Origin of the sequence: Paraburkholderia humisilvae (genome assembly GCF_902859855.1) — a bacterium.
GTDB classification, from domain to species: Bacteria; Pseudomonadota; Gammaproteobacteria; order Burkholderiales; family Burkholderiaceae; genus Paraburkholderia; species Paraburkholderia humisilvae.
In genome coordinates this window covers 1-1642 of sequence record NZ_CADIKH010000309.1, presented here as the reverse complement: position 1 = coordinate 1642, position 1642 = coordinate 1, and the positions used below count along the sequence as shown (strand labels likewise).

The 1642-nt window shown below is 59.1% G+C and carries 1 protein-coding gene and 1 pseudogene; one reads left to right on the top strand and one right to left on the bottom strand.

Annotation, left to right across the window (positions count from 1 at the left end; genetic code table 11):
* Positions 1-96: 96 nt before the first annotated feature.
* Positions 97-1082 (top strand): annotated as a pseudogene (locus tag HV796_RS42145) (IS110 family RNA-guided transposase).
* Positions 1083-1279: 197 nt separating this feature from the next.
* Here the strand turns inward: HV796_RS42145 and HV796_RS42140 are convergent.
* Positions 1280-1432 (bottom strand): hypothetical protein, encoded by a 153-nt coding sequence (locus HV796_RS42140; protein ID WP_175233529.1) that lies wholly within the window; start codon positions 1430-1432, stop codon positions 1280-1282.
* Positions 1433-1642 lie beyond the last annotated feature (210 nt).

Below are 1642 nucleotides of genomic sequence, written 5' to 3'. Positions count from 1 at the left end.
TGTTCGGTGCCACCCTATGGTGCTGAAGAATGGCTTGAGCCGGATGCGGGGTGACCCGCACGTCCGGTTCTTAGGGGGCGGCGGCGCAGCAATGCGCTGCTGCTACCCGACCAGGTGCACGGTGTGGATGCCACGGGCAAGTTTGTTCCGCGACGCCGCGTCGGCCGCGCTCAACTGGCGGAACTCATTCTCCGACTCACGCCATGTACGATCGGGATGGAAGCCTGCTCGAGCGCTCATCATTGGGCACGACAGTTCCAGCAGCAAGGGCATGTCGTCAAACTCATCAGCCCGCAATTCGTGAAGCCCTTTGTGAAGGGCAACAAGAATGACGGCAACGATGCCGAGGCGATCTGCGAAGCGTTGCAGCGACCATCAATGCGCTTTGTGCCGGTCAAGTCCGTCGAGCAACAGGATGTCCAGAGCCTTCACCGCGCCCGCAGCCGTCTCGTCAGTAACCGGACCGGACTCGTGAGTCAGATGCGCGGCATTCTCGCTGAACGCGGCATCGTATTCGCGCAATCGATCACTCGTGCACGCCGGGAAATCCCGGCGATCTTCGCAGACATTTCAAACTGCCTGACGCCACTCGCACGCGAGATGCTCGCCGACCTCATGGACCAGCTGCGTGAGCTCGACAAACGCATCGCCGGGTTCGACAGGCGTATCGATGTGGTGTTCAAGGCCAGTGAAACCTGCCAGCGCATTGCGCAGATTGAAGGAGTTGGGCCCAAGACGGCTACCGCCATCGTTGCGCCGTATCCGATCCAAAGGACTTCCGGAACGGCCGTCACTTCGCTGCCTGGCTCGGCCTTGTTCCCCGTCAGAGTTCAAGCGGGGATCGCACCCATCTCCCCGGCATAAGCAAACGAGGCGACCGCCACTTACGCACCCTGCTTATCCACGGTGCACGCGCGGTACTTCGAACCGCCCCAAACAAACATGACAGGAAGCATGCGTGGGCTTTGGCGCTGCAGGCCCGACGAGGCGCCAATCGTGCCATCGTGGCAATCGCCAGCAAGATGGCCCGTGTCATCTGGTCGATGCTCGCAACCGGCCAGTCGTACCAGAAAGCTGTATAGCTCCGACTTCACTAACGATGCGTTGATGAATTGACGAATGGCACCCGGTCGATCCGGCGAGCAGGGAACCTGAAATCTATAACGGCCCTTGAGGTCTTCCAGTTGTTGATGCCTGCACGCGCGGAATTCCAGTTGGGCGCTGGGCTATGCCCTGACGCCGGATATATGTACGCAATCGACCTCCGTGTCTGTCAACTTCAGCTTGCTCTTGAGGGCAGTCCATATATGTAGATGGTCTGCGCGCTCGGCTCGAACTCCTTTTTCAGTTCCTTCGGCCTGCGTTCCGCCTTCACCAGCTCGACCATTTTCGCCCGGAATTCCGCCGGGTACGGGGTACGATGCTTGCCCATAATCGGCACCTCCTTCTCCAAAGGATAGATGTCCGTTTTTCTGGGTCAATCTCAGATCCTCTCGCCTATCTGAAGAAACTGCGCACGCGCCTGCCAGCACGAGCTATTGTCGGATCTGGTGTATGGGGTTGAGGCGGGGAATTGAGAAGGCGGTGGCGGTTGGCTGAGAATGTTGCTTGTCGAGAGTAACAACCAGCTAACCGGAATCCA